The 17,653-nt window shown below is 53.4% G+C and carries 15 protein-coding genes and 1 pseudogene; 6 read left to right on the top strand and 10 right to left on the bottom strand.

The annotated features are described in order from the left end of the window. Nucleotides 1–8: 8 nt before the first annotated feature. Nucleotides 9–1,226, top strand: coding sequence for an ROK family transcriptional regulator (locus N6G83_RS14940; protein WP_024530504.1), 1,218 nt, complete (start codon nucleotides 9–11; stop codon nucleotides 1,224–1,226). Nucleotides 1,227–1,296: 70 nt separating this feature from the next. On the opposite strand, the pseudogene N6G83_RS14935 reads toward N6G83_RS14940, so the two are convergent. After that, a pseudogene (locus tag N6G83_RS14935) lies at nucleotides 1,297–1,674 on the bottom strand (LysR substrate-binding domain-containing protein); the annotation flags it as partial. Nucleotides 1,675–1,859: 185 nt separating this feature from the next. Between N6G83_RS14935 and bioD the strand changes: the two are divergent. Continuing rightward, nucleotides 1,860–2,540 carry a dethiobiotin synthase gene (gene bioD / locus N6G83_RS14930; protein WP_024530502.1) on the top strand — a complete coding sequence of 227 codons (681 nt, stop codon included), beginning with the start codon at nucleotides 1,860–1,862 and terminating at the stop codon, nucleotides 2,538–2,540. Here the strand turns inward: bioD and clcB are convergent. Together clcB and N6G83_RS14920 are read right to left on the bottom strand one after the other, a co-directional pair. Then, nucleotides 2,528–3,808, bottom strand: a complete 1,281-nt coding sequence (gene clcB, locus N6G83_RS14925) for a voltage-gated ClC-type chloride channel ClcB (protein WP_260523986.1) — start codon at nucleotides 3,806–3,808, stop codon at nucleotides 2,528–2,530. The genes bioD and clcB overlap by 13 nt on opposite strands. A gap of 107 nt (nucleotides 3,809–3,915) precedes the next feature. Next, the gene (locus tag N6G83_RS14920; RefSeq protein WP_409529718.1) at nucleotides 3,916–5,286 is read right to left on the bottom strand and encodes a cytochrome c peroxidase; all 1,371 of its coding nucleotides are present in this window, start codon (nucleotides 5,284–5,286) and stop codon (nucleotides 3,916–3,918) included. Nucleotides 5,287–5,653: 367 nt separating this feature from the next. On the opposite strand from N6G83_RS14920, the gene N6G83_RS14915 reads away from it, so the two are divergent. Beyond that, a complete protein-coding gene (locus tag N6G83_RS14915) occupies nucleotides 5,654–7,147 on the top strand; it encodes an MDR family MFS transporter (protein ID WP_024530499.1) in 1,494 nt (497 codons plus the stop codon). Nucleotides 7,148–7,189: 42 nt separating this feature from the next. Here N6G83_RS14915 and N6G83_RS14910 read toward each other — a convergent pair whose 3' ends face one another. Continuing rightward, complete coding sequence (locus tag N6G83_RS14910) at nucleotides 7,190–7,489, bottom strand: DUF1161 domain-containing protein (protein ID WP_024530498.1); 300 nt, start codon at nucleotides 7,487–7,489, stop codon at nucleotides 7,190–7,192. Between the two features lie 77 nt (nucleotides 7,490–7,566). Then, nucleotides 7,567–7,926 carry a DUF1283 family protein gene (locus N6G83_RS14905; protein WP_024530497.1) on the bottom strand — a complete coding sequence of 120 codons (360 nt, stop codon included), beginning with the start codon at nucleotides 7,924–7,926 and terminating at the stop codon, nucleotides 7,567–7,569. A 134-nt stretch (nucleotides 7,927–8,060) separates the two neighbouring features. Between N6G83_RS14905 and N6G83_RS14900 the strand changes: the two genes are divergently transcribed. Then, nucleotides 8,061–8,387 (top strand): YnfA family protein, encoded by a 327-nt coding sequence (locus N6G83_RS14900; protein ID WP_024530496.1) that lies wholly within the window; start codon nucleotides 8,061–8,063, stop codon nucleotides 8,385–8,387. A gap of 42 nt (nucleotides 8,388–8,429) precedes the next feature. Here N6G83_RS14900 and ydfG read toward each other — a convergent pair whose 3' ends face one another. From ydfG to N6G83_RS14875, 5 genes are all read right to left on the bottom strand, one after another. Further along, on the bottom strand, nucleotides 8,430–9,176 hold the full coding sequence (gene ydfG, locus N6G83_RS14895) for a bifunctional NADP-dependent 3-hydroxy acid dehydrogenase/3-hydroxypropionate dehydrogenase YdfG (protein WP_211136380.1): 747 nt from the start codon (nucleotides 9,174–9,176) through the stop codon (nucleotides 8,430–8,432). A gap of 65 nt (nucleotides 9,177–9,241) precedes the next feature. Next, entirely contained in the window at nucleotides 9,242–9,766 is a 525-nt protein-coding gene (locus N6G83_RS14890; RefSeq protein WP_024530494.1) for a GNAT family N-acetyltransferase, read from the bottom strand. Nucleotides 9,767–9,864: 98 nt separating this feature from the next. Next, the gene (locus N6G83_RS14885) at nucleotides 9,865–10,923 is read right to left on the bottom strand and encodes an aldo/keto reductase (RefSeq protein WP_024530493.1); all 1,059 of its coding nucleotides are present in this window, start codon (nucleotides 10,921–10,923) and stop codon (nucleotides 9,865–9,867) included. Nucleotides 10,924–10,926: 3 nt separating this feature from the next. Further along, on the bottom strand, nucleotides 10,927–12,369 hold the full coding sequence (locus N6G83_RS14880) for an MFS transporter (protein WP_211136381.1): 1,443 nt from the start codon (nucleotides 12,367–12,369) through the stop codon (nucleotides 10,927–10,929). A 166-nt stretch (nucleotides 12,370–12,535) separates the two neighbouring features. Next, nucleotides 12,536–13,177, bottom strand: coding sequence for an HAD-IA family hydrolase (locus N6G83_RS14875; RefSeq protein ID WP_024530491.1), 642 nt, complete (start codon nucleotides 13,175–13,177; stop codon nucleotides 12,536–12,538). Nucleotides 13,178–13,854: 677 nt separating this feature from the next. Between N6G83_RS14875 and ompC the strand changes: the two genes are divergently transcribed. Both ompC and dcp read left to right on the top strand, forming a co-directional pair. Beyond that, on the top strand, nucleotides 13,855–14,982 hold the full coding sequence (gene ompC, locus N6G83_RS14870; RefSeq protein ID WP_024530490.1) for a porin OmpC: 1,128 nt from the start codon (nucleotides 13,855–13,857) through the stop codon (nucleotides 14,980–14,982). Nucleotides 14,983–15,201: 219 nt separating this feature from the next. Next, entirely contained in the window at nucleotides 15,202–17,364 is a 2,163-nt protein-coding gene (gene dcp, locus N6G83_RS14865; RefSeq protein WP_211136382.1) for a peptidyl-dipeptidase Dcp, read from the top strand. The last annotated feature ends 289 nt before the right edge of the window (nucleotides 17,365–17,653 follow it).

Below are 17,653 nucleotides of genomic sequence, written 5' to 3'. Positions count from 1 at the left end.
GCGGGTGTGTGATTGCTGATGGGCAGCCTGGGCATATTGATCAGATCAAGCAAACCAATGCAGGGGCAGTTTACCGGCTGATAGATCGGCTGGGGCCGATTTCGCGCATCGAATTATCCAAGCGGGCACAGCTGGCACCTGCCAGTATCACCAAGATAGTGCGTGAACTGCTCGAAGCGCATCTGGTTAAAGAAACCGAATATCAGGAAGTGGGCAGCCGTGGCCGACCGGCCGTTGGCCTGGTGCTGGACACCGAAGCCTGGCATTACCTCTCTGCACGTATCAGCCGTGGCACCATTACCTTGGCGCTGCGCGATCTCAGCAGCAAGATGGTGGTTGAAGAACTGCTGCCGTTAAAAGCCGAACATGCCGAGCCGTTATTACAGCGCATTGTCAGCGAAGTAGACCAGTTCTTTATCCGCCACCAAAGCAAACTCGAGCGTTTAACCGCCATTGCCATCACGCTGCCTGGCATGATTGATACCGCTGCGGGTATTGTTCACCGCATGCCGTTTTATGACGTCAATGAAATGGCATTGGGGCCAGCGTTAGAAGCACTGACGGGCCTACCGGTTTATGTTCAGCATGATATCTGCGCCTGGACGATGGCAGAAGCGCTGTATGGCGCATCCCGTGGTAGCCATAACGTCATTCAGGTCGTTATCGATCATAACGTCGGCGCAGGGGTGATTACTAACGGACGCGTACTGCATGCGGGCAGCAGCAGCGTGGTGGAGATCGGTCACACACAGGTCGATCCTTACGGTAAGCGCTGCTATTGCGGCAACCACGGTTGCCTGGAAACGGTCGCCAGCATTGAAAACATGCTGGAAATTGCCCAGCAACGTCTGGGAGGCTCGATGTCTTCCATGCTGCATGGCGCACCATTGACCGTGGAATCACTGTGCGATGCGGCTTTGGCTGGCGATCAGTTAGCCAAAGATATTATTCTTGGCGTCGGACACAGCGTCGGGCGCATCGTGGCGATCATGGTCAACCTGTTCAACCCGGAAAAAATCCTGGTGGGTTCACCGTTGAACCGTGCCGCAGAAATTCTGCATCCGGCGATTGCTTCCTGCATCCGTCAGCAATCCTTGCCTGCGTACAGCGAACATGTGCAAGTTGAATCCACCCAATTCTTCAACCAAGGCACCATGCCGGGTGCTGCACTGGTGAAAGAAGCCATGTATAACGGCTCTTTGTTGGTGAAGTTGCTACAAGGTTGATTTAGCTGTCGTCTTTCACGCTGTGGCGTAAACTGCCCGGGAATTGGATCCAAAAGCTACACTTCCAGCGTCACCTTGGCGGGATGCGTTTTTGGCCGATCCTAAGAGCTTCAAGGACCAACGAGAACGCAGGAGAAGGCTGTTTGCGACTGGGATAATACAGGTAGTAGCCAGGGAAGGGTTTGCACCATTGCTCCAGCACACGAACCAGATTACCGTCTTTAATATGTGCTCCAAATTCTTCTTCTGGCAAAAAAGTAATCCCGTGTCCTGCGAGCGCCGCAGCAACAATATGTTCAGAGGTATTGAAAATGAGCTGTCCGCTGACGCGGACATTAAGCTCCCCCTCATCTTGATCAAAATCCCAGATAGACAACCCTCCAGACCTGACCATCCGTTGATTTATGCACCTGTGTTGCGTCAACTCATGCGGGGTGTTGGGGACAGGAGGTACGTTTTCGTTCCATTGGCTTTGATGCCCCTTATCAGAGTTTCTTATTCTTTACCGCCAAAAGATTGAGCTACCTCAAGCCCCCGTTGAGTTGCATCCCCTAGACTTTTGCCGTAGGACGACTCTCGCCGTGATTTACGGCGATTTTTTAGGTTAACGAGGCATTTCAAGGCAATCTATTCATGTTAAAGCGTTTATTTGTTACAGGCACGGATACCGACGTAGGCAAGACTGTGGTTTCTCGCGGTTTATTGCAGGCTTTCGCTGCGCAAGGTCGTTCAGTGGCGGGTTATAAGCCCATTGCGGCTCGCTGCCAGGAAACCAGTGAAGGCATCCGCAATAGAGACGCTTTAGTTTTACAGGCCTCTTCCTCTGTGCCGCTGTCCTATGACGAAATCAATCCGATCACCTGTCTGGATGAGGTGTTTCATGCTCATGCGACCCAGGATATTGATTACGGGCTGATGAGCCGTGGTTTGCACCATCTCGCCGCCAAGGCAGATACAGTCGTGGTAGAGGGCAGCGGCGGCTGGCGGGTATTGATGAACGATCTCCGTCCTTATGCCGAATGGGTGGTACAGGAACAACTGCCGGTTATCCTGGTGGTCGGGATCAAACTGGGCTGTGTCAGCCATGCGCTATTGACCGCACAGGCAATTATTAACGATGGCTTACCATTGCTGGGCTGGGTGGCTAATCGTATCAACCCCGGTTTAGCGCACTACGCAGAAACTATTGATGCGATGCAGCAGCGTATTCCGGCTCCGTTGCTGGGTGAGATCCCTTATCTGCCGCGTGCGGAACAACGTGAGTTGGCACAGTATCTGGATGTTTCGCAGTTGGTTGACCGCTACGTGTTGTGATAAACCGACAGTGGGCGTAGCCCGCGAGCAATGGTGGTGGCGATAACGCAAGCCAACAGAATGCCTGGCAGCAGGGTATATTCCCCGGTCATCTCAAACACCATTAATGCCGCCATAATTGGCGCATGAGTGGTGGCAGCCAGCAATGTCGCCATACCAGTCAGTGCTAGCAGAATGGGCACTGCAATACCCAACTCTGGCCATAGACCAAGCATCTGGCCCACTACCGAGCCCAATGCAGCCCCCACGAATAATGTCGGCGTAAACACGCCACCAGGTGCACCTGAGCCACTGCTGGCCAACAGGGCTAACAGTTTGCAAATCAGGATCGCACTGACCAGCAGTATCCCCGGTGGGGCCGAGAGTAAAGATTGCACCACGCTATAGCCATTTCCCCAGACTTCGGGATACAACAAGGAAAGCAACCCGACGATCAGCCCGCCAAGCGCCAGCTGTAATGGCGGTATGAGGTTGAGCGAGCGAAATGCTCGGCCGCTGGCTGCCATCGCCCACAGAAACAGCGGGCCACAAACTCCAGCCAGTATGCCCACTAAAGCCATTAACAGATACTGCACCGGCCAGGGGGCAGCAAGCGGCTCCACGATATAGAGCGGGGCCTGGCCACCGTTCAGCAGATTGGTCATTAGCAGCGCACTCACGGCGGCGATCACTACTGGGCCAAGCGAGGCCAGCATCAGTGAACCAAACAGGATTTCCGCGATAAACAGGCTACCCGCCAACGGGGCATGATAGGCGCTAGCCATCCCGGCTGCGGCAGCGCAAGCCACCCACAATTTCCATTCTTTCGCCGGGGTAAAGCGCTGGGCAAATACCGAACCCACCAATGCCCCCAGCAGGATCATCGCCCCCTCGCGGCCAATGGCACTACCGCTGGAAACCACCAACAGTGAGGCCAGGCATTTTATCAGGCTGGCGTTAACGGCCAATCGTCCGTCACCGGCTTCAATCGCTTCCATATAATCCGTTGGGGCGATGGGTTTTTGATGCTGGTAACGTTGGTAAATCCACAACAAAAAGCCAGCGGCCAATCCACCTAACGCGGGCGTTAACGCTCTCCGCCATCCGGGCAGTGCAGCAGCAGCGGCCACCAAACTGCCTTCATCGTGATCCAGCAACAGCCATTCAAGCCCGAGCATGGCGCGGTGAAATAACCATACGGCCAGCGCAGCACAAATGCCGAGTAGGATGGCAATCAACAGATGGCGCAGCAGGGCGCGATAGTGATGCTGAGGGACCAGTTGATTCATGTGTTGGCAGATGATGAAGAATAAGAGGTTCAGGTGGGCATTGTGCTTGTCTACCCACCTGAAAACCAGCGAATCTTTATCAGAACCCTGGCGTTGTGGCTAAAGTATTAACCGGCCGGAGGCGTGGCAGGCTGATAGTTACCGCTCATGCTTTCCAGCAGCGCGACCAGATCCTTGATATCGTTGTCCGGCAGGGTAACGCCGACCTGATAGGTCAGCATATCCTTGACCGCCTGATGTAGCGAAGTCACGCTGCCGTCATGGAAGTAAGGGGCGGTTTGGGCGATGTTACGTAACGTCGGGGTTTTGAAGCGGTGACGATCGCCATCATTTTTAGTGACGTTGTAACGGCCAAGGTCGGCCTCGGTGAGGTTACCGCGAGCGGCAAAGTAATCCGCTTTCAGCCCCATCACCTCATACGATTGGCCGCCAAGGTTGACCCCAGTATGGCAGGTGCCGCATTTGTTTTGCTGGAACAACTGGTAGCCGTGTTTTTGTTGCGCCGTCAGGGCATTGCTATCGCCCTTAAGATAGCGATCAAACGGGCTATCTGGCGTGATCAATGTCTTTTCGAACTCGGCAATGGCGTCGGTAATGTTTTCGCCGGTGAAGCCGTTAGCATAGACGCGCCGGAAATCGGCCTTCAGCAAGGCGTCCTGATCCAGTTTAGCGATGATTTCATCCCAGGACTCAGAGGCCATCTCGATCGGGTTCATTGGCGGGCCACCGGCCTGAGCCTGTAAATCTGCCGCTCGGCCATCCCAGAATTGCGCCATATTGAAGGCCGCATTAAACACCGTCGGGGCGTTGATTGGCCCCACCTGATCGCCAACCCCCAAAGATGAGACGCGGCCATCCACGCCACCTTCGCCCAGCTTATGGCAGTGGGCACATGAGATGCTGTTATCTTTCGACAGGCGCGGATCGTGGAACAGGCGGAAGCCCAGTGCCACTTTCTGCGGATCGGTAGGTAGCGAGGCAGGCACCGGCTGTAAGGCGGCACCACGCAGTTCAGCTGGCGTATCCGGCAAAGTGTAGAACTGCTCGCGCTGTTGACGGACCCAGCTCAGTAGTTCATTGCGATCGCCGGCACTGACGTTTCCGGACCAGTGGACCATCTTATACAGTGGAGGTGGCATCTCCTGGTTTTGCAGCACGGCTTCCAGCTTGGCCAGATCGACCTCAGGCACCGCGGTTTTTTGTTGCAGAGCGGAGCGGGTCGCATCTAGGTTGAAATGCTGATTTCCACGGAGGATATCCTGCGCCATAATTTGTTTGGCGATCGGCAACTCAGCATAGAAGGGAAGTTGAGCCGAGTTGGAGTGGCAATAGTCGCAGCCGTTGCGGGTTAACAGGGTATCGATTTGATTGCCAGCAACCACGGGGTTTCGCTGTTGATCGTAATGGTAGACATAACCGACGGTCCCCAAATAGCCGACGACGGCGGTAACGGCACATCCCAGAATGATTTTTTTAATCATGTTCTCGCTCCAATGAGTTGATTTCCAAATAGCCCTACATATAAAGAGGTAATAAAATGGGCAAGTCAGATTGTCACGACCTGGGGCGGTTGGCAACTTGATTAAAATCAATCACTATCATTGGTTTGCACTATCGTTCGGATAGGTTTTAACGATAAAGCAGGCGTGGCTTGACTTTCAGGTTGCTTCTAAGAAATACCTTATTATTCAATAGGGTGTTTATTTATGGATGATACCGTCACAATGTGTTCAATTGGTGCGTTGTTGCGGTTTTTTGGTGCACAACATCCCCCTGACAAACTACAGCGTCCCCCGGCTGTTATACTGCGGGAAAATAAAAGATATAGGGACACATGATAAACTGATGACCACTAACACTTCTTCGAGCACAGTCCAAGTAGCTCATCGGCCATTGATCCTGTTTGCCTGCATGCTGGCGATGTTCATGTCTGCCATCGAAGCGACCATTGTCGCCACCGCGATGCCGACGATTATTGGCGACCTGGGTGGTTTTTCGTTGCTAGGCTGGGTGTTTTCGGTCTATTTGCTGGCACAGGCCATTACTATCCCGATCTACGGACGGTTGGCGGATTTATACGGCCGGAAACCGGTCTTTTTCTTTGGCGCCACGCTGTTCCTGTTGGGGTCGATCCTGTGCGGTTTCTCATCGAATATGTATTGGCTGATTGCCTTCCGCCTGTTGCAAGGGCTGGGGGCCGGGGCGATCATGCCGATTGCCACCACCGTGATCGGTGATATTTACAGCGCCACCGAACGGCCAAAAGTGATGGGGTATATCTCTAGCGTCTGGGGTGTTTCGGCCATTCTTGGTCCGTTACTGGGGGCGTTTATCGTGCAACACACGTCTTGGGCACTGGTATTTTGGGTTAACCTGCCCATTGGCCTGCTGGCGATGTATTTCCTGGGGCGTTACCTGCCAGACCTTAAACAGGGGCGCAAACATGCGTTGGATCTGGCGGGAACGGCTTGGCTGACGATCTTTGTCGCCGCCTTACTGCTGTCACTCTTGCAGGCGGAAATGCTGGGATGGTGGGTAATACCGTTGCTGGCGTTGGCGTTAGTGGCGCTGAAGTTGTTAATTCGTCAGGAGCGCCTTACTCCTGAACCGCTGTTCCCGCTGGCCCTGTGGCAAAACCGCGTGATTGTGGCGGGCAATATTGGCGGCGTGGTGATCGGTGCTGCCATGATGGGTATTAGCGCCTTCTTGCCGACCTTCATTCAGGGCGTGAAGGGCGGAACTCCGCTGGAAGCCGGTACTACGTTGGCCTTGATGTCGATTGGCTGGCCGCTGGCCAGTATGCTGAGCGGGCGTTTGATGTTGCTGACTTCTTATCGCACCACGGCACTGCTTGGCGCGTTGCTGTTGTCGGCCGGCGGCTTTATCCTGCTGCTGTTACAGCCTTCCGGTGGTTTGCTGTGGGGGCGGGTTGCTGCGTTTATCATCGGGGTTGGTATGGGGTTGTGCAATACCACTTTTCTGGTCTCGGTACAGAATGCGGCACATTACAGCATTCGTGGCATCGCAACCGCCTGCACAGTATTCACCAGGATGGTCGGATCGGCCATTGGCACCGCGATTCTGGGGGCTACGTTGAATATCAACCTGCATCTGCGTCTGCCACAAACGGTTGATCCAGTACAGCAGTTGATGGAGCCAGAAGTACGCAACACCATGCGGCCAGAGGCGCTGGCGGATCTCACCGGGCATGTCGCAGCCTCAATGCATTGGGTATTCCTGGTCTCGGCGTTGATATCGCTGTTTGCCTTGGGCGCGGCTATGCTGATCCCGGCGCGTCATCGGCCACAGGGCGAAGGTGAAGAGGTTAAACAGGCGTAACAAGGAAGAGGGGCGCAGTAACGAACTGCGCCCTGGAGCCGGTTACTGCGAGGCTTTGGTATCCTGGCTGGTGCCAGTTTGCGCCGCGTCACCGCTGTCGTCGCCGTTATTCAGGCGGGTATAGACGATTTTCTGCGTATCTTGGCCACAATGGCCAACCACCAGTCCACCGGCAAGGTTAGCCTGATCGTTAGGTACGATCTCCAGCTTAAAGCCGGATTCCGGCACGCCGTTATTGACAATCTTCTGGGCAATATCCGCCTTTATGCTCTCACATGAGGCAAAAGCAGCCAGCGGCGCGGTGGCTAACAGCAGGACACCTACTACGAGCGCTTTTTTCATCATTGGATCCTTATTTGAGACGAATGTTCTTTGTCAGGATAGCAGCATCTGGTTGAATAGTTTACCCTTACTCGCTATTACTGCGTGACTGGGCGTCCAGTGGTGCGATCCAGACACTTACGGGTTGACGGTTCCCAATAGGCATTGACGTTGTAGCTGTTATCACAACGATCTTCGTCATCAATAGCACGGTCAACCTTGTCAAACTCTTTCTCGACACGGGTGTTGACCTTGCTGCGCAGCGATTTGGTTTCGTTCCACTGCTCTTTGCTTTGGCGAGCCTGTTCATTGCTCATGGCCGCGCCGCCGCTGCCGTCAACCGTGACGCAGGTGCTGCCCTGGGTGCAAGTGGCTGCCAATGCAGGAGCTTGCCAGGCACCGGCCAGCAATAACAGGGCAACCGGTAACATCAGGCGCGGAAGGGAAGGTAATTTCATCGTTTCATCCTTATAAGTGAGTGTTGCATCCACCAGCAACACTGGCTGTAGCATGGGTTAAATATATCACTGTGCTGTTATATTGCACCAGCCTGTAGCCAAGTTCGTTTAATTTACTGAGAGAAAGAGCAGCAATGTTAAAAACCACTTTACTGTTTTTTGCCACGGCATTGGCCGAAATCATTGGCTGTTTCTTGCCGTATCTGTGGCTAAAGAAAAACGCCAGCGTCTGGCTGTTGCTGCCTGCGGCCCTCAGCCTGATGCTGTTTGTCTGGTTGTTGACGCTGCATCCTGCGGCCAGTGGGAGAGTCTATGCTGCCTATGGAGGCGTCTATGTAGCAACGGCCCTGCTTTGGCTGCGAGTGGTTGATGGTGTGAAGTTGTCGACTATGGATTGGTTGGGGGCCGGGGTGGCACTGCTGGGGATGTTGATTATCGTTTCCGGTTGGCGCACGGCGTGAGTTGAAATAGCAGGGCGGGTGCCCTGCCACAGAGTAGGACTGTTAACCGCGATGAATGCTCAGCCCGGCAAAGGACTGGCTGACCGGCATCATTTCCAAAGTATTGATATTGACGCGGGCAGGCAGCGTTGCCACCCAGAATACCGCTTCGGCAACATCACCCGGCGTCAGGGCATCTACCCCTTGATAGGTTTTATCTACCTTGCCGTCATCCCCTTTGAAACGCACGTTGGAGAACTCGGTGCCGCCAACCATGCCAGGCTCAATATCGGTAACGCGAATATGAGTGCCGTGCAGATCGGCGCGTAGACCCAGGCTAAACTGTTTAACGAAGGCCTTGGTAGCGCCGTAAACGTTACCACCGGCATAAGGCCAGTTGGCGGCGGTGGAGCCGATGTTGATCACATGGCCAACGTTACGTTCCACCATGGCTGGCAGTAGCGCGCGGGTCATATTGACCAACCCTTTGGTGTTGGTATCGATCATGGTTTCCCAATCGTCCGCATTGGCTTTGTGCGCAGGTTCCAGGCCCAACGCCAGACCGGCGTTATTCACCAGTACATCGACGTTGCGCAGCGCAGCGGGTAACTCTTCGATGGCCTGCTGGATCGCCGCACGGTTGCGGACATCCAAACGCACGATATGCAGTGCTTCACCGAGTTCTGTCTGCAGCGCTTCCAGGCGCTCTACACGACGGCCAGTGGCAATCACCTGATGGCCTTCACCGATAAACTTGCGGGCAATTGCTTCACCAAAACCGGAGGTAGCGCCCGTGACAAAAATAATCATGCTGCTGTTCCTTAACTGTTTTTAGCCTGCATCCACTCTAACGCGGTTGCGTTAACCCTGCAATTTTAACCGGTGATGGCCGGCACGTGGTAAACCACACAGTCGTATTTGATATTCTCGCGGCGGCCTTGCACGGTGCCACCCAGTGATTCGGCAATGCGGCGGCTTGGCGTGTTCTGCTCGGCGACGGGGTAGATGAAGTACGGTGGGTGGTAGCGCTCGCTGGCCCACTTCGCCATGGCATGGACGATTTCGCGGCCATAGCCGTTACCGTGCAGGCTCTCTTTCACCCAGATCCCGAGTTCCGGTTTTTGCTGGTGCAGATTATGCACGCCACCCATGCCAACGAACTGCTTGCTGTCACGCAGTCGTGCCACAAAGATGACTTCTTCACCTTCACGGATCAACGGTAACCAGCCTTCCCAGACGTTGGCAAATGCCTCGGGAGACTCTTCTGGTTCAAAGGTCATAAAACGCGTTAGCGTAGGGGTGATCGCCTGGTAAACATCGTCGGCGTCTGCTGCGGTAAAGGGGGCAATCAACAACCGATCGGTATCCACACGGCACTGAGTAAGGTCACTGTGCATCATTATTATTACCTCGCTTTTCAGGCCTAAAACGGCAAAAATCCGCTCCCGTTAAAACGGGGCGGATCATCGATATTACGTTGATTAGCGGCAGATGCGACTTATTTTTTTACCAGGTGAGGGGCAAGGAGCAAAAGGTCGGCCGCAGAGAGACGATCCGGCGCGGTTGAGGCTTGGTGCCAGTAGGGATAAATCAGCGGCGGACGGCTCACTTCTTCCAAGCGCTGCAGCTCTTCTTCGTTGAGGATCAGGTTGGCCGCGTGCAGGTTATCTTTGAGCTGCTCTGCGTTGCGGGCACCGATGACCACCGAAGTGATCGTTGGGCGAGCCAACAGCCAGGCCAGCGCGATTTGTGCCGCAGAGATACCGCGGGAATGAGCGATATCCACCAGCACCTCAACAATATCAAACAGCGCGTCTTGATCACGCACCGGCGGCTCACCCCAGTTGGCCAGATGGCGCGTGCCTTCCGGTGTGGGTTGATTACGGCGGTATTTGCCCGAGAGCAGGCCACCGGCCAATGGGCTCCAGACCAACACTCCAAGCCCCTGATCCTGAGCAACAGGTAGCAGTTCATATTCCGCTTCGCGCGCCTGCAGGCTGTAATGGATTTGTTGGCTGACCGGGCGCACCAATCCCAACCGTTCCGCGCTGCCCAGGTGTTTCATCAGGTGCCAACCGGAGAAGTTTGACAAACCGGTGTAACGCACCTTGCCGCTGCTCACCAGATCCTCCAGCGCCCGCAGCGTTTCGTCCACTGGGGTGATGCCGTCCCACTCGTGCAACTGATAGAGATCGAGATAGTCGGTATTCAGGCGTTTCAGGCTGGCTTCGCAGGCGCGGATCAGGTGGTGGCGTGATAACCCGGCATCGTTCGGGCCACTGCCCATAGGGAAACGGGCCTTACTGGCGACCAGCACTTCGTGGCGTTTACTGCCCAATGCCTGGCCGAGGATCTCCTCCGATTGGCCTGCGGAATAGACGTCGGCGGTATCGAACAGGTTGATCCCCGCATCAATACACATGGCGATTTGATTGCGCGCCTCGTTAACGTCTGTCGCGCCGGTTTTGGCGAACTTGCCTTGTCCTCCAAAGGTCATGGTGCCTAAACTTAGAGCCGAAACTTTAAGGCCGGACCGGCCAAGTTGACGGTATTGCATCGTTTAACTCCTTACTTTGGTTGCCATAGATTTTTCAGACGTAGGGGCACTTTTCCTCTGGCGGATTTCATTGCCCGCCTTTGCGCCCAGCGTAAAGCTATCCAGCACCGCCACCAGGGCGATCACGCCAATTACAATAAAGGCCAACTGGAAGTCGGCCAGCGGCACCGCGCCCTGTTGCTGCGGCATCAGCATTTCCGCCAACCGCAGCGCCAGCGCACCGATGGCGATACCCAGGCCGCTGCCCATCTGCTGGGCCATATTGAACAGGGTATTAGCTCCGCTCATGCGGGGTTGCGGCACTTCGGAAAACGCCAGCGTATTCAGCGCGGTGAACTGCATCGAACGTGTCAAGCCACTGACAAACAGCAGCGTCAGGATCAACCAGGTAGGGGTCTGCGGGGTTAGCAGCGCGCAGGCAAAAATGGTAGCGGCATTAAGTAAGCCGTTGACTACCAGCGTGGTACGAAAACGGAACCGGTAGAGGATTGCTGAGGTGAACGGCTTCATTACCAGATTACCGGCAAACACCGCCAGCACCAACAACCCCGCATCGAAGGCATTCAGCCCAAAGCCGATTTGAAACAGTAGGGGCAGCAGAAACGGCACGGCACCGATAGCAATGCGGAACAGAGTGCCGCCCTTAATAGTGACAGCGTAACTTTTTACCCGCATCGCCCAGAGATCTATCAAGGGATAGGCGTGGCGTTTGGCGTGACGTATCGCCAGGCTTCCCAGCGCCAGGCTAGCGGCCAGACATGACAGAGGCACTAGCCACGAGAGTTGCGGACTGTTGATCAGATCCAGCCCAAACATCAGCCCAAAGCAGGCGACTCCGGTGAGCACAAAACCCAATCCATCAAAGGAAACGCCTTTCTGCGCGGGCTCATGAGGGATCAAGCGCCAGGCGAAGAACAGTGCCAACAGGCCAAGCGGCACGTTGAGGATAAAAATCCAGTGCCAGGAAGCGTAGGTGGTGATAAAACCGCCAACCGGTGGCCCCAGGACCGGGGCGGCTAATCCTGGCCAGGTGATAGTGGCAATGGCGTTGATCAGATCGGGTTTGGCGGTATTACGCAGCACCACCAGGCGGCCCACTGGCACCATCAAAGCGCCGCCAAAGCCTTGCAGGATACGAGCCGCAGTAAACTGTGGCAAGGTGGTACTGAGGGCGCATAGCACCGAGGCCAGGGTAAAGATAACGATGGCGGCGGTGAAAATATTGCGGGCACCAAAGCGGTTGGCGATCCAACCGCTGGCGGGGATAAACACCGTCAGGGTAAGAATATAGGCCGAAACCCCGATGTTCATATCTACCGGCTGTACACCAAAGGCTGTCGCCATTTGCGGCATCGCGGTGACGATCACCGTAGCGTCCAGGTTTTCCATAAAGAATGCCCCGGCAACCAGCAGAGGAAGCGCGCTAGCGCGCGAGAACCAACTCATGGACGGCTCCGGCTGGAGTACGGTAAATAGGCAGACATAACAGAAATCCCGTTTCAAAAATCACTACGTCGGATTTTTGAGCATAACGCATCACGGGGAGGTTAAAAAGAAGTTAATGGAGTGATTATTAGCGGGCACAGCAAATGTGCCCGCCAGCGTGTTGTAGTCACCAGGATAAATGGATGATGTCGTCGATCAACTCGGCTTTAAAGCTACTCAAGTCGGCCACGGTGGCCTTGATTTGCGGGGAAGAAATCGGCACGCCGTTACCGATGACGATCACTTGCCCACCGGCGGCAAGGGCGGAGTTCACGCCAGAAATCGCATCTTCAAAAATCACGCATTTCTGCACCGGCAGGCCAAATCCGGCTGCCGCCATCAGATAGGGTTCTGGATGGGGTTTGCCGTGCACGATATCTTCCGAAGTGATCATCATGTGGGGCCGTGGGATGCCTGCGCTGATCATGCTTTGCATCGACACTTTCTTGGCGCCGGAGGTGACAATTGCCCAGCATTGTGGCGGCAACTGGCGCACCAGCTCAACGGCACCGCTAATGGCACTAACCTGACTGAGAGCCTCGATGGCGAGCGTTTTGACTTCATCAACGCACTGTGGGTTGTCAAAGTAAGGAGAGACGATCCGCAGCGTTTCCTCGATAGTACGCCCGTGAATATTTGCCAGAACGTAGTCCACATCCAGATGATGCCGGGTTGCCCATTCAGACCACAATTTCTCTATACAGGCTCCTGAGTCCACCAAGGTACCGTCCAGGTCAAACAGCACTGCCTTGCAAGCGATAGCGTTCATAAGTCCCTTTGATTTAAAGCTTCGGTTTCCCAATAACAACAGAGTGATGGCAAGGCATTGTTGACTGAAATCAATGGATTGTTTAAATCACAGCCGGAATGTAAAAAATGCGATATTGATGGGCCGCATGAAGCCGCAGAGCGCGGTTAAAATAAATGGTTAAGGTTTGGATAAGAAAACAGTCAGGCAGTGGAAAAAAGTGAAACAACATGATGCTTTTTATCATGGCCGATCCCTCAGAAAAAAAATAAAGTATCGGGGCTGAGGCCAGTATGGAGCCACTGGGCTTCGCTCTATATATTCACAAAAGAAATGATTGGCAATATTTTGAAATTATTTCATTATGACTACTTAATGGGTAGCATAGGTTCATAGAAAATCAATGTGAATGGTCGATTATTTGTCATGAGCGCTTGGGTAATGAATTGCTATAACCCCAACCTATTGCATCAATTATGTTTTTTATCCTGACATAATCCGCATGAGGGGGCCTTTATCCCGTATGTCAGCTTGAAACACTCCCTCGCAATTAAAAAACAACCGCTCCAGCTTGCATTAAAGTAATCCCGGTATAAATTAATATCATTACCGCCATTAAAACGGTAATACACCCACGAGCTAATCATGCTCGTAACAGCAGTGGCTATAGCACGACATAATAATAGAGGACAATCAAGATGAAACTTCGAGTACTCTCTCTGATGGTTCCTGCTTTGCTGATGGCTGGCACCGCAGGGGCCGCTGAAATCTACAACAAAGACGGTAATAAACTGGATTTGTACGGTTTAGTCGATGGTCTTCACTATTTCTCTGATAACAATAGCGTTGATGGCGACCAGTCATACATACGTATGGGGCTCCGTGGTGAAACGCAGATTAACGACCAACTTACCGGCTATGGTACGTGGGAATACCAGGTCAACGTTAACACTCCGGAAAGCGAAAACAATGCCTTCACACGTTATGGTTTCGCAGGGTTGAAAGTCGTTGATTATGGCTCATTCGACTATGGCCGTAACAACGGTGTCCTGTATGACGTAGCGGCTTATACCGACATGCAGCCAGAATTTGACGGTTCCACCTATGGTGCCGACCAGTTCATGTTCCAACGTTCAAACGGTTTGGCGACCTATCGAAACAATAACTTCTTTGGCCTGGTTGATGGTCTGCATTTTGCTCTGCAGTATCAGGGTAAAAACGGCAGTCCTGAAGAGACTAACAATGGTCGCAACGTTCTGGGTCAGAACGGTGATGGTTATGGTATGTCGGTGAACTATGATATTGGCTACGGTATTAGCGCAGCGGGAGCCTTCTTTAATTCCAAACGTACCAGCGAGCAAAATGGCGGTGGTGCATATAGTGGTATCATGGGGCGTGGTGACAATGCGGAAGGCTATTCAGGCGGCCTGAAATATGACGACAGCAATACCTATGTGGCCGTCATGTTTACCCAGTCCTATAATGCAGCGCGCTTCGGCAGTTCAAACAGCGACGCGTATGGCTACGCTAATAAAGCGCAAAGCTTTGAGGCCTATGCACATTATCTGTTTGATTTCGGTCTGCGCCCATTTGTGGGTTATAACCAAACCAACGGCAAGAACCTGGGGCAGGCTGCTAACGGTCATACCTACGGCAGTGAAAACCTGGTCAAGTTTGTTGACTTGGGTGCGACCTATTACCTCAACAAAAACATGTCCACCTATGTGGATTATAAAATCAACCTGTTGGATGAAAACGACTTCACCAAATCGGCCGGTATTAATACTGACGACGTGGTTGCTGTCGGTCTGGTTTATCAGTTCTGATGACAGAGAAATAAGTCAGCTTACGATAACGCGGCCTTCTGGCCGCGTTTTTTCTTTGTTCTCCCCCGCAGTATACAGCCGCTAGCCTGTTGAGAAATTTCCAGTTATTTTTGCTCAAACGACCATCTGAGCCTAAGCTAGGCTATGTTGCTGAATTTACAGCTTCTATCCAATTGGACGCAGCGTCCCTACATTAAGACATGGAGGAGTTTCGATTTGATGCGTTTATCCACCCTGATACTGGCGATCGGCGTTGCATTAAGCACGCCCGCGCTGGCAGAAACCAATACCCAGACAAAGGAGGCGAAAGTGGCCGGAGAAGTTAAACAGGATAAGCAGGGACAAAACCCGTTCTTTACCGCCAGTCAGTTACCATTCCAGGCCCCGCGTTTTGATGTCATCAGCGAAAGCGATTATGCCCCGGCCATTGCCGCCGGTATCCAGCAGAAACTGACAGAAGTCGAAAAAATCGCCAATAACCCGGCTGAGCCTACGTTCGACAATACCTTCGTGGCGCTGGAAAAAAGTGGCGCACTGTTGACGCGCACCATGAACGTGTTCGGCGCGATGACCTCCGCCAACACCAGCGACGCGCTGCAAAAGCTGGATGAAGAAACCTCACCGACGCTGGCGGCGTTAAATGATGCCATCATGCTGAACAGCAAACTGTTTGCGCGCATCAAGGCGATTTACGATCGGCGTGACAGCCTCAACTTGGACACCGAGTCCCTGCGGCTGGTAGAGGTTACCTACAAGAACTATGTGCTGGCCGGGGCCAATCTTTCTGACGCGGATAAAACCCAACTGAAAGCGTTGAACCAGGAAGCGGCGACGCTGAGCACCCAGTTCACCAATAAATTATTGGCCGCCAGCAAAAATGGCGCGTTGGCGATCGGTGATAAAACCCTGCTGGTCGGGCTTTCAGAGGGCGAGTTGGCGGCAGCAGCGCAGGCAGCCAGCGAACGTAAACTGGATAAGCAATGGCTGTTGGTGTTGCAAAACACCACGCAACAGCCTGATTTGCAAAGCCTGCAAGATCGCGATACTCGCCAAAAGTTGTTCGAAGCGTCGATCAATCGTGCAGAAAAAAATGACTCTAACGATACCCGCCAAACTCTGGCGCGGTTAGCTAAAGTGCGTGCCGAGCAGGCCAAACTGCTGGGCTTCCCGAACTATGCCGCCTGGAAGTTGCAAAATCAGATGGCGAAAACCCCGGATGCGGCGTTGGCGTTTATGCGTGATATCGTGCCTGCCGCCACGGCCCGGGCAGAGCGCGAGGCCAAAGATATTCAGGCAGTGATCGATCGGCAAAACGGCGGTTTCAAGCTGGCCGCCTGGGATTGGCAGTTCTATGCCGAGCAGGTGCGTAAAGAGAAGTACGATCTGGATGAGTCACAGATTAAGCCTTACTTTGAGATGAGCAACGTGCTGCATAACGGCGTATTCTATGCCGCCAATTTGCTGTACGGCATCAGCTTTAAAGAACGTAAAGATATCCCGGTTTATCATCCGGACGTGCGGGTATACGAGGTATTTGATAAAGACGGCCAGTCTCTGGCGCTGTTCTACACCGATTTCTTTAAGCGTGATAACAAGGGCGGTGGCGCCTGGATGAGCAACTTCGTTGAACAGTCCAAACTCAACGGCACCAAACCGGTGATTTACAACGTCTCCAACTTCACCAAACCCGCAGCGGGCCAACCTGCATTGCTCTCTTATGACGACGTGATCACCATGTTCCACGAGTTTGGCCATGCGCTGCACGGCATGTTTGCCGATCAGCAATACCCAAGCCTGTCGGGCACCAACACTGCCCGCGATTTTGTCGAGTTCCCGTCGCAGTTTAACGAGCACTGGGTCAGCGATCCGCAGGTATTTGCCCACTTTGCCAAGCATTATCAAACGGGTGAGGCGATGCCGCAGGTGTTGGTCGATAAAATCAACAAGGCCGACAAGTTCAACAAGGGCTACGCCATGACCGAACTGTTGGCCGCCGCGCTGCTGGATATGCATTGGCACATGCTCGGTGCCGATCAGCCGCAGCAGGACGTGGACAAGTTTGAGGCCGCATCACTGCGCCAGGACAAGATCGACCTCAGCTATGTGCCACCGCGCTATCGCTCCAGCTATTTCCAGCATATCTGGGGCAACGGCTATGCCGCCGGTTATTACGCCTATCTGTGGACGGAGATGTTGGCAGATGACGCCTTCCAGTGGTTCAGCGATAACGGCGGGTTAACGGCAGAGAATGGCCAGCGTTTCCGCGAGCAGGTGTTGTCACAGGGCAACAGCCAGGATCTGGAAAAGCTGTACGTTAAATGGCGTGGGCAGGAGCCGAGCATTGAACCAATGTTGATCAACCGCGGGCTGAAGGATAAGTAACTATTGTTTAGCACTCTCCGAGAGCAGGAACTGCTCTCGGAGGGTTATAACAATGCCAAGAAAGAGAATTGTGTGAGGCCGATCGTTTTTCTATGTAACCGAAATTAACCGTAGTGAGATTAATCCTTGTAATTAACAGGGTTACCAACACGTGTTGGTGTAAATAATCCCAAAATCCATCCCATTGTTTTAATGAGTTTATCTTCAGCACAAAATTTTTCCCTCGTATAAAAACCATAAGAAATGCCGTTTTCAGTCTGGGTTAATATGATTAATGTCACAGATTAAC

The organism is Serratia sp. PL7 (genome assembly GCF_945957435.1).
This window is presented reverse-complemented; position numbering and strand designations above follow the sequence as displayed.

Bases quoted from the DNA above. Each gene is read 5' to 3' on its own strand.
- N6G83_RS14910 (WP_024530498.1), bottom strand. From the start codon at position 7,489: ATGAAAAAAGCGCTCGTAGTAGGTGTCCTGCTGTTAGCCACCGCGCCG.
- ydfG (WP_211136380.1), bottom strand. From the start codon at position 9,176: ATGATTATTTTTGTCACGGGCGCTACCTCCGGTTTTGGTGAAGCAATT.
- ompC (WP_024530490.1), top strand. From the start codon at position 13,855: ATGAAACTTCGAGTACTCTCTCTGATGGTTCCTGCTTTGCTGATGGCT.
- N6G83_RS14880 (WP_211136381.1), bottom strand. From the start codon at position 12,369: ATGAGTTGGTTCTCGCGCGCTAGCGCGCTTCCTCTGCTGGTTGCCGGG.
- N6G83_RS14875 (WP_024530491.1), bottom strand. From the start codon at position 13,177: ATGAACGCTATCGCTTGCAAGGCAGTGCTGTTTGACCTGGACGGTACC.
- N6G83_RS14885 (WP_024530493.1), bottom strand. From the start codon at position 10,923: ATGCAATACCGTCAACTTGGCCGGTCCGGCCTTAAAGTTTCGGCTCTA.
- N6G83_RS14905 (WP_024530497.1), bottom strand. From the start codon at position 7,926: ATGAAATTACCTTCCCTTCCGCGCCTGATGTTACCGGTTGCCCTGTTA.
- clcB (WP_260523986.1), bottom strand. From the start codon at position 3,808: ATGAATCAACTGGTCCCTCAGCATCACTATCGCGCCCTGCTGCGCCAT.
- N6G83_RS14900 (WP_024530496.1), top strand. From the start codon at position 8,061: ATGTTAAAAACCACTTTACTGTTTTTTGCCACGGCATTGGCCGAAATC.
- bioD (WP_024530502.1), top strand. From the start codon at position 1,860: ATGTTAAAGCGTTTATTTGTTACAGGCACGGATACCGACGTAGGCAAG.
- N6G83_RS14890 (WP_024530494.1), bottom strand. From the start codon at position 9,766: ATGATGCACAGTGACCTTACTCAGTGCCGTGTGGATACCGATCGGTTG.
- dcp (WP_211136382.1), top strand. From the start codon at position 15,202: ATGCGTTTATCCACCCTGATACTGGCGATCGGCGTTGCATTAAGCACG.
- N6G83_RS14915 (WP_024530499.1), top strand. From the start codon at position 5,654: ATGACCACTAACACTTCTTCGAGCACAGTCCAAGTAGCTCATCGGCCA.